This is a genomic window from Rhizobium sp. 268, assembly GCF_036571585.1.
GTDB lineage: Bacteria > Pseudomonadota > Alphaproteobacteria > Rhizobiales > Rhizobiaceae > Rhizobium > Rhizobium redzepovicii.
In genome coordinates, this window is record NZ_JAPPSO010000002.1 from 299,062 (window position 1) to 308,879 (window position 9,818).

General features: G+C 62.7%; 8 protein-coding genes and 1 pseudogene. 3 read left to right on the top strand and 6 right to left on the bottom strand.

The window, feature by feature from the left end; translation table 11 throughout:
- Positions 1 to 152: 152 nt before the first annotated feature.
- Both OS035_RS04855 and OS035_RS04860 read left to right on the top strand, forming a co-directional pair.
- On the top strand, positions 153 to 593 hold the full coding sequence (locus OS035_RS04855; RefSeq protein WP_131710671.1) for an RbsD/FucU family protein: 441 nt from the start codon (positions 153 to 155) through the stop codon (positions 591 to 593).
- A gap of 213 nt (positions 594 to 806) precedes the next feature.
- On the top strand, positions 807 to 1,001 hold the full coding sequence (locus OS035_RS04860; RefSeq protein ID WP_131710555.1) for a TOBE domain-containing protein: 195 nt from the start codon (positions 807 to 809) through the stop codon (positions 999 to 1,001).
- A 28-nt stretch (positions 1,002 to 1,029) separates the two neighbouring features.
- On the opposite strand, the gene OS035_RS04865 is transcribed toward OS035_RS04860, so the two are convergent.
- From OS035_RS04865 to OS035_RS04890, 6 genes and pseudogenes are all read right to left on the bottom strand, one after another.
- Entirely contained in the window at positions 1,030 to 1,521 is a 492-nt protein-coding gene (locus tag OS035_RS04865; RefSeq protein WP_131710556.1) for a GAF domain-containing protein, read from the bottom strand.
- 37 nt (positions 1,522 to 1,558) lie between these two features.
- Positions 1,559 to 1,675 (bottom strand): annotated as a pseudogene (locus tag OS035_RS04870) (tRNA (N6-threonylcarbamoyladenosine(37)-N6)-methyltransferase TrmO); the annotation flags it as partial.
- Between the two features lie 26 nt (positions 1,676 to 1,701).
- Entirely contained in the window at positions 1,702 to 1,959 is a 258-nt protein-coding gene (locus tag OS035_RS04875) for a hypothetical protein (protein WP_097629445.1), read from the bottom strand.
- Positions 1,960 to 2,165: 206 nt separating this feature from the next.
- The gene (gene sigJ / locus OS035_RS04880; protein ID WP_206099922.1) at positions 2,166 to 3,035 is read right to left on the bottom strand and encodes an RNA polymerase sigma factor SigJ; all 870 of its coding nucleotides are present in this window, start codon (positions 3,033 to 3,035) and stop codon (positions 2,166 to 2,168) included.
- Entirely contained in the window at positions 3,032 to 3,553 is a 522-nt protein-coding gene (locus OS035_RS04885; protein ID WP_331813412.1) for a hypothetical protein, read from the bottom strand. The genes sigJ and OS035_RS04885 overlap by 4 nt, the downstream gene beginning before the upstream one ends.
- Positions 3,546 to 3,923, bottom strand: coding sequence for a hypothetical protein (locus tag OS035_RS04890; protein ID WP_131710558.1), 378 nt, complete (start codon positions 3,921 to 3,923; stop codon positions 3,546 to 3,548). Before OS035_RS04890 ends, OS035_RS04885 begins: the two co-directional genes overlap by 8 nt.
- A gap of 249 nt (positions 3,924 to 4,172) precedes the next feature.
- Between OS035_RS04890 and OS035_RS04895 the strand changes: the two genes are divergently transcribed.
- On the top strand, positions 4,173 to 9,815 hold the full coding sequence (locus OS035_RS04895) for a lysozyme inhibitor LprI family protein (protein WP_331813413.1): 5,643 nt from the start codon (positions 4,173 to 4,175) through the stop codon (positions 9,813 to 9,815).
- Positions 9,816 to 9,818: the final 3 nt, after the last annotated feature.

A 9,818-nucleotide genomic window follows, 5' to 3' on the forward strand; every position in this document is an offset into this window, starting at 1 on the left:
CTCAAATTTTCCTCCCAGGCGGATTTCCAACCTTTAAACAGGCTCTCCAAGGAGCCGCGAATTTGATCACGCTAACGCCATCGAAACGTTTGCGCAATCGTTTTTTTGCGGATACGATCCAACTGGTGATCATCTCTTGGGAGGGAAATGACATGCTGAAGGGCGTCCCGCAGTTCGTCACGGCCGACTTGTTGTGGGTTATGGCCTCCATGGGTCATGGCGACGAACTGGCCATCGTCGATCGAAACTTCTCAGGCTTTCGGGTGGCGACCCAAACCACAAGCGGAAAGCTTCTCATCTTGGAGGGGGTCGATGCACCGACTGCAGTTCGCGGGATCCTTAAAATGATGCCCTTGGACACATTCGGCGACACGCCGCTGATGCATATGGAGGCCGTCGACGCGCCAGGCGAGTTGCTCGAAGTGCACAGGGAGGTCATCGCCGTTTGCAGTGAGGCAGAAGTGCGTTCGATCGCCAGCCAACCTGTCGAGAGGTTCGCTTACTATCCGATCGCCATGCGATCGTTTGCGATCATTCAGACGGCTGAATCGCGCCCCTATGGAAACTTCATCTTGAGGAAGGGCGTGCTCTGAGGCCGGATGGTGAGGCATTCCTCGGGCGGCATGAAGGAACAGATCAGGCCTTAACGTAGACCCATGCTTTGGTTCGCGACGCCAACACCGTTTCGATACGCTTGTAGTCGGAGACTTCGTAGCATCGGCTGCCGCCAGTTCTTCGGCAGTGATCCGGAAAACCGTGCCTGCGATCGAATCCGCCGGATAGTTGGACGGCACGACGAGAACATTATGAAAATCAGCGCCCGCAATCGCCTGAAAGGCAAGATTATCGAGGTGACCAAAGGCGCGACGACCGCCCATGTCCGCATTGACATCGGCAATGGCGTCATCGTTAACGAAGCCGTGGACGAACTCGGTCTCACCGTCGGTGGAAATGCCTATGCCGTCGTCAAGGCTTCCGACGTGATGGTCGCAGTCGACTGATCCGTTGGAACGGTCATCTAAAATCGCTCTAGAGAACGCTCGCGGCGACATAGATTGCGGCGAGCGCCTCGAACCCGGCCTGATCCTCGGCATTGAAACGATGAGGCGTGGGGCTGTCGAGATCGAGCACGCCGACAATTCCGCCGTCCTTGACCAGCGGGATCACCAGCTCCGATCGGGAAGCGGCGTCACAGGCGATGTGTCCGGGAAATTCGTGGACATCCGGAACCAGCACGGAACGCGCTTCCGCAACCGCTGTACCGCAGACTCCCTTGCCGACGGCAATGCGCACACAAGCGACCCTGCCCTGGAACGGGCCGAGGACCAGCTCGTTTTCGGATCTCAGGAAATAGAAGCCCACCCAGTTCAGATCGGCAACGAGCTCGAAGACAAGCGCCGAGAGGTTTGCGGCATTGGCAACGGCGTCGCGTTCGCCTTTAAGCAGCCCCTGAAGTTGGCCTGCGAGTTCGCGATAGAAGGTGCGCTTGTCGCCCTGCCCTATGTTCCTCGTGGCGTACATCACAATTACCTCAGTGGTCGTTCGGGAGCTTCGGCGGCTATCCCTTTTTGCAAACACGCGCCGTTTCGCTTCCAACCTGAAAGTCTCCGGGCTGCGGCGGCGCGATCGGCTTGAACATGGTGCGATCGGGCTTGATGTCGAGGAGCGGCGTTCCAATACAGACCAGATTGATCCGGCCCTCTAAAGTGCATTCCTGATCGGAAACATGTCTTCGCCATAATGGTGCAGCCTCGTGTGGTGGCGTCGGCATAACCACCGCACCCTTAAGGGCTCGTCGTATTGATCATGATGGGCATCGACCGCTTCGACCCCGCAGACCTCGCAGGTTTGCTTTTCCAGCTCGCCTGCCTTGATTGCTCGCTGCACGGCGAGGTGAGCATCATATTTGCCTGGATTGGCACGGCGCCAATTCGCTTGGCGGGTATCGGTTTTCAGCATCGCTGCCTCCTTACCTGTATCACGACCACGCGTGCCTGGCTCCGGGGCGAAAATCCCGACACCTGCGAATCGACCTTGGCTGGCGCAAGATTATCACAATGATGATCTGTTCGGACTGTAGCCGGCTGGACGAGTTGAAGCATGGCCTACGATCAGCGCAGTTTCGCCAAAGGCATAAGCGCAGCCTTCACGGTGGCAACGCCGGCTCAGCTTCCCACCACATGGGCGAGCTTTTCCGGATTCCGCACGAGATAGACCGCCGCAACCCGCCCCTCGGTATCGAGGTCGATGGCCATCACCGTGTCAAGGCCGACCTCGGAACTGATCAGCATACCGGCGCCGCCATTCACCTGGGCGGGTCCGAAACGCCATCCGCCATCCGGCTGCTTGCGGGCGATGTGCATGAGGAAGTTTGCGACTTCCATGGGGCCATGAAGAACCCTGAGCGCCGCGATCACCTTGCCGCCGCCGTCCGAGATCAACTCGATATCCTCGGCCAGTGCGGCGGCAAGAGCGTCGACGGAATCGCTTTGCACAGCAGCGCTGATCGCCATCAACAGCCGCTCCACGTCGGCAGGTCGCGCCGCAAAGCGTGGCCGCCCCTCCTTCACTGCCTGCCGGGCCCGCGAGGCGAGCTTACGGACAGCGGCGGGCGAGCGGTCGAGCGTCTCGCCCACCGTGTCGAAATCCATGCCGAACAGGTCATGCAGGAAGAAGGCCGCGCGTTCGAGCGGCGACAATGTCTCGAGCGTGCGCATGACGGCGAAGGAAATGTCGAGCTCGCGATCGCTCGGGCTCTCCGTCTCGACCACCGGTTCCGGCAGCCAGGGCCCGATATAGGTCTCCCGCCGCGCCTTAAGCTGCCTCAGCCGATCAAGCGCGGCATTGGTGACGACGCGGGCAAGCCACGCCTCGCGGTCGCGGACACCTTCGCTGGCAAGGAGCTTGATGGAGGCTTCCTGTACGACGTCCTCAGCGTCGCTCACCGAACCGAGATAGCGATAGGCGAGCCGGACCAGCCGGCGGCGCAGCGCCTCCGGCATCGGCCCGACATCCCTCCCCATAGGCGCTCTCATGCGACCTCCCGAAACTCAGCCGGCAGCAAGTCGCAGCTCAGCGCCGCGCCGACGCCCCGCTTTAAGGTGGGGTAGAATTGGCCGGCGGCGACGGCTGAAGCAAGGCCCCAGAGGCCTTTTTCCCCGAAGCGGTACCGCGCCGTCTCAATCATGTCAGCAAGGTCGAACGAGTTCGCGAGAACGGCTGTCGCATAGTCGGCGGCAAGCCGCATGTCGGCATCCGCCGAACCCGGCCGGGCGATCGAGGCGAGCTGCTGTGCGCTGACGCCGGCTTCCTCCGCCATGCGAACCACCAGCATGGCGCAGGGCCCACATCCGGCCGTGCGCGCCGCGATGAATTTCGCAGCATAATAAGGTGCAGCCGGCACGCCGAAACGCTCCTGCGTGAAGGGTGTGAGCAAGGCGAGCTTGGCGAATCCGCCCGGGCTCAACTCGGCGAGATCTTCCATATAGCCGACATCATAATCATAGCGCGCGCCGAATTTGCGCGCGGCATTCCGAAAGAGCCGCCTAAACATGGGAGGTCCTCCGCTTGAACACGGCAAGCGGCATCAAGGCCGGCACGACGATCAGCGTGATATCCCGCATCGCATGGGCTGGACCGGTTCCATGCAGCCCCATTTCGGCGAGATGCAGCAGCGCATGGCCGAGCAGGAAGACGCTGGCAACAGCCACCAGAGGCCGTGCAATCGCCGCATACCAGCTCGCCATGCCCAGCGCGCAGCCGGCGCTCAGAAAGCCAAGGCCGATATCTCGAATGAAATGGGAATTGAACGGGCCAGTCTCCGTGACACCGGGTATGACGCTATACCAGAGCGGTGGTGCAGCCAGCATCAGCACCCCGTTGAAAAGCTGGAGGACGGAAAGGGCAAGAAGCAGCGGTCGCATTGAAATCTCCTTTCGCTCACAAGGACGAAGGGAGTGGAAAAATGTGACATGTCCGACGCCGGAAATTAGCCCTGCGCTCCTGCCGCAAGAGCGAGTTTTTACGGGTCACTCCACATCCAAGTGCCGACTTATAAACCACGTCAAACATTGAGCGCGTTGCGGTTCTCGGCTTGCTGCAACCGGCTCTTGTCTTGATCGAGGATAGTTCATATTGACTAGTGTGCCGGCCACTCAAAAAACGAGTTATCCATGGCTTTCATCTCTCGCCTGCGTTTGCTTGTTGCCCTCAGTGGTTGTCTTTTCCCAGCGGCCTCCCATGCGCAATCCTTTGATTGCGGCAAAGCGCAGTCCGCCATTGAAAAGGCGATTTGTGCCTCCCCTGCCTTGATTGCCCAGGACACCGCCTTGGCAGCCTCCTATCGGCAGGCATTGGCGGATCTCAACGGCGACCCGACAAGGCTGAACGATCTACGCCAGCAGCAGCGCCGCTGGTTGGCGGACCGCAACAAATCCTGCGTAGACACCGATCCGGGCCGGCTGACGGCATGCCTGGCAACAAGCTATCAGACGCGCCTTGAGGCGCTTGTGGCAGCGGGCGCTTCTCCCAGCCGCAAGCCGCCAGAATCTGCCGTCGAGCTTGCACCATCAACAGCACCGACGACACAGCCGGCGGCGGCACAAGATACATCGGCGCCGGCGGCCGTCGCAGCGCCTCAACCCGCGCCCTTAAAAGCGCCGCCCCGGCTCGTGTCGCAGCCGCATTTGGCCCCGGATCAACTGCCTGCGGATCAGGATGGCAGCACCTTGCTGACCGTCGACATTTCAGGCCATATCACCATCCGCACGCAGAGCACTTCCGGTGTGGCGCTGCAGCTTGTCGACATGATCGCCGGCCCCGGCGACCGCATGGGCGCAGCCGGAGTCAGCGACGGCCGGATCGATGCCCTGCTCGACAAAGGCACGTACAAGGTCCGTGTGTTCGGTGCCAAGGGAGCCGCCGGCGACGTCAAGCTCACCGCGCAAGCCTATCAGGAGCTTGAACAGCCCGACGCCGCCTTGACCTCGCTCACCCCCATCCATGCCGATCTCAGCGATCTGCAGCAAAGATCCTATTGGATCGACATTCCCGATTCCGGGCGCGTCGATATCGAGGCGGTCGGACGCTCGCTGCAGGATCTGCGCTTGTGGCGGAACGGCACCGATATTGCCGATCTCTCGCCGAAAATGTCGATCTTCGAATTGAAGCCGGGCCTCCCCATGAGCCGGGCGACGCTGACGGGAACGGTCGAGGCCGGCCGCTATCTCGTGACGGCCTATGGCGGTCAGAAGCTTGTCTGGACTAGCGCGGACGCCGCAGAGCCATTCCATATTCGCACCGGCGCGCAGCTTTCGCTGGCCGGAGGGATAGCCGAAAATGTCGTCGGACCCTTCGGCTCGATCCGTTTCGAGGCGCCGGCAGATCTCGATACCTTCCGTCTGGAGCTGCCGCAATCGGCGCCGGCGGTGCTCCGGGCCGGTCGGACTTCCCAAACGGCGACGGCTTTTCAGAGTGCCGTGATCGATAAGGCCAGCCGCGAACCGACAGCCACGCTTTCGCTTTCAACAGACGGCCAGCCGAGCATTGTCGAAGTCTCGGGCTATGAAGGCCAGCCTTTCCAGCTTCGGGGGCTTCGGTTCGGCACCGAGACCCAATTTAAAGGCTCAGTGGCCAATCTCATCAGTCTCGACATTGCCGGCGAAGGCGGCGATGAAATTCCGGCCACGGCCCTGCTGTTGCGCCAGGACCGTGGGGGCAAAGCCACGATCGTCGCGTCCGACCTGCCTCATCTCGGCCTGGGCCAGGCTTGGCGGCGGCGCTTCAATTTACGCGGGCCGACGTCGCTGCTGTTCGAGATGACGCAAGCTGGCCAGATCGCGGTCCGCACCTCAGGCGTTGCCCTGCATGCCGACATCAGCCCGGTTCTTGTCGGCAATGCTCCGCGCGTCGACGGCCGCAATCCTGATCGTTTCGATCTGGACGCCGGCTATTATCTGCTGCGCCTGCTGCCCGACAACAATGCCGTCGGCATCGTCGACCTCACCTTCGGCACGCCGGGCCTCGTCCCACCGGTCCAACCCGCAGCTCCCGCCCGCACCACCATTTCCTTTGGCATCCGGGAAGCCGAAAAGGCCACGCGCTACCAGATCATCACCAATGCCGCGCCCGGTCTGCTGACGGGACCTCGTGCCGTGGCCTTGCCCGCCGATCTGCAGTTGCGGCCACTGGCGCTCTGGCAGCCCGCCGATGCGGCGGCACAGCCGCAACCTCTGCCGGATCAGCCAATGTCCAATATGCCGGCGCCCGTGCCGCAGGCCAAAGGTGCTGCGAATGACGATGCGAACGCCCTGTCGCGGCCGGCATCACCCGCGGATCTGCAGATCGACGTCCACGTACCTCCAGGCGGGACCATCGCCGCCATCGACATGCACAATACATCGGTCGCATTTGCGACCAGCAACGAGCGCGTCGACACAAAAGGCCGGACCTTGACCCTGCGCTTCCCGGTTCCCTCCGCTGCCCGGTCGATCGTCGTCAGTTGGCAGCCTGATGCTGTCGCAGCGCGCCAGATTGCACCCCCGCCCCCCGCATCCCCATTGATTGCCGGCCAATCCCAGTTTCTCGATCTCGCCGAGAACGCGGAGAAATCCTACCGGCTCGAGGTGGCGGAAGGGGGGCTTTACCGCATCGAAACCCTTGGCCGTTTGCAGACATCGCTGCGCCTTGGCACGTCATTCCTGCCGGGGCTGGGGGAAGCGTCGGACAATGGCGATGGCCACAATGCGCTGCTGCAAACCTATCTGCGCGCCGGAACCTATCAGGTCGGCCTCTCCGTGCAGAATTCCTCCGGCCATCTTGGCGTCGCCGTTACGCCGGCCTCGCTTCCGACGGCGGCAACCCTGGTCGCCGATGGCACCAGCCGAGGCATTCTCTCCGGCGGGCGCGGCGCCGTCGTGCCGATCGAGATAACACGTGCGGGATCTTATCAGCTTGATCTCTACTCCCTCGGCGAAGACCTTACTGCTCGCCTCGAGGATGCCGAGGGATGGCCGCTCACAGTGCCGGGGCCACTTTCCAGTCTCAGTCAGGATTTCACGGCGGGGCATTACCGCCTCGTGATCCTGCCGCGCGACGTCGACACGCGGTTTGTCGCACGGCTAAGACCCGTCATCGACGCGCCGCAGCTGCAGGGCCACGGACCGCATCCGCTGGCCTTCAATCAGAGCCAGGCATTTCAGTGGCGCGAGCCTCAGGGCAAGGGCGACGCGCGTGTTGCCGACGGCTGGACGTTTGATCTCTTGGCCGATGCGGATATCAGCATCGATCTGACCGAAGGCATGATCGGCACGCTGTTTCGTGACGACAAGGAGCAGATCGCCCGATTTGTCGCCGCGCCCCAATTCACCGGCAAATTGAAGGCCGGGCACTATCGCATCGACCTCACGAGCCTCGCCCATGATGACCGGCTGGATTACCAGGTTACCCTGAACACCAGGGATCTGCAGCCGGGCGAGGCGCGCTTCGTCAACCTGCCGGCCGAGCTTTCCTTCAATGTCGAGACGGACCGTGTCGTCAGCCTCGGCACTTTCGGCCGCACCGAAATCAAGGGCGTGCTGAAGGACGAACATGGCGCCGTCCTCGAACGCCTGACGGGGCGCAGCGATGATTGGAACATCGCGCTGTCCACCCGCCTGCCGGCCGGATCCTATACACTGGCGCTTGATCAGGCGGCAGCATCCGGCACGGCCGGCAGCCAAGCGGATGAAAATCCCGACGATCAAGAAGCCGACGGCGATGATCAGGGGGAAGGCGACGACCAGGCCGATCTCGGGGATATCGAGGTTCAGTTCGCCCTGCCGCAGGAGCAAGCGCAGCCGGCGCTTGCAGAGAGCGGCAGTGCCTCCGTCAACGGCGCCTCCGTCTTTATTTTCCCTCTGCCGGGTCCCTTGCCGGCCAATGTAAAGGATCGGCTCACGCTGGTCGCGGCGCAGTCCACCAGCGACCTGGTTCTCTCCGTCGAAAAACGAGATGCCGATGGCGGCTGGAAGCCGCAAACCCTTGCCCGTGGCCGCACACCCTTTATCGCTTGGCCCGCTTCCGAGGGGGATGCACAGTGGCGCGCATCGGTCTGGACCCTCGACGGTGGGGCAGCACCCATCAAGATCGCCGCGCGCAGCATCGTCGGCGATATGCGGGAGCCCGGCGATATCGCCTTGGAGCCCGTGGCCATCGATGGCCTCGATCTCTCTCTCAACGTTGCTCTCGCGCATGCGCCGTCGGCCGGCCTCATGGACCTCGGCGCCAGCGCCGATCTGCTTGCGGGCGCAAGTGCCGATCGTCCGCTCACGGCCGCCGCATCGGGACTTTTTGCTCCGCAATCGGATCGTTTATGGCTGGTCTCCCGTGGCGCCGGCCATGTGCGGGTGAGCCCCGCGCAACCCGATGCAGAGATCGCGCTGACGCTTTCGCCGGGAGATCAGGCGGTTATTCCAGCCATCCCTGCCTTGCCGGGTAAGGTTCGATTGTGGCGTGCGGATTCGGCCTTCGGCCAGCCGGGCCTCACGGCCGCACGCGGCATGGGTGTCGGCCTCAACAGCGCGGTCGCCCTCTCCGATAACCAGGATCTGCACATCTGGAACGCCGCAAGCGATGAAAGCCTGCAGATGCGGCTGAGGCCGATCGATGCGGCCGAACTCGAGGCGGTGCAGCTGAACGGCCCCTTGACGACGACCGTTCCAGCCTTCAGCGCGCAGCCGGTAAAGCTGGCGACTGGGGTGAAACGGCTGACGCTCGACCTGGCGCCCGGGATCGCCGTCGTCTCCGCCACCTCAGCCTCTCAGCTGTTGAACGTCTGGTCGGCCGCAGCTCCCCTGTCGCGCAGCATCGTGACGTCGACTGAGGAGATCTGGCTCGTCAATCTGACGGGTGATGCCGGCTCGGCGCGCGTCAGCCTGTCACCGGGACAAGCAATTGCGCTCGGCAACGATCAGATCAAGCGCCGGTTTTTCGGGACGGTCGGATCGGAAGAAATCGCGGTTGATGCCATGAAGGGAGATGTCCTGAACGTTTCCGGCGGCGCGGCGACGTTTATCGGCGCCGACGGTCGGGTCTTGCGCGGGGACAGTATTTCCGTCTCCGGACCCGGTCAGCTGATCGTCGATCACGGCGCCGGCCTCGTGGCGCTGTGGCTGGAACGTGGCGGCCAGTCGCCCTGGCCGAAGCCCGAACCAAAATCGATGACGCTGCCGCAGAGCGTAAAGCTCGAGGGTGAAGCCATGGCGTTCCGTCTTAACCCGGCCCAGCCGATGGTGCTCGACGTCAGCACCGACGCACCTGTCATTGTCGGCCTGGAGCAGGATGGTCACCGCGACATGCAACTCTTTCCGACGGGAGCGGAGTTCCACCGCTATCTTGCAGCAGGTGAGGCGGTCCTGACACTCTATTCCACGCATGAAGGCCCCTTGTCGGGCAGCCTGGACATGACGGCGACACCGGTCGTGCCGGTCAATGACGGCATCGGAGCCCCGGTCGTGCTTGCACCGGGCGCGACCGCCCTGTTCGGCTTCGAGGTTAGGAATAGCGGCAATATCGGCGTCGGCCTGCGTTCCGATCCTGACCTTGCCATCGGCCGGCTACTGGATGCCAAGGGCCAGGCGCTCGGCGAAGGCGTCAATCAGCTCAAGCAACTTGCGGCAGGCTATTACCTCCTGGAAGCACGCGCACCGGCCAACGCGCCGACACTCATCGTCAGGCCTTCGGTGGTTGGATTGTCGCCACCGCCGGCGGGCCCGCCGCCCGAAATTATCAATGATTATCTGCAGCGTGCCGGTCTGAAGCCCATGGGATCGAAGTGAAAC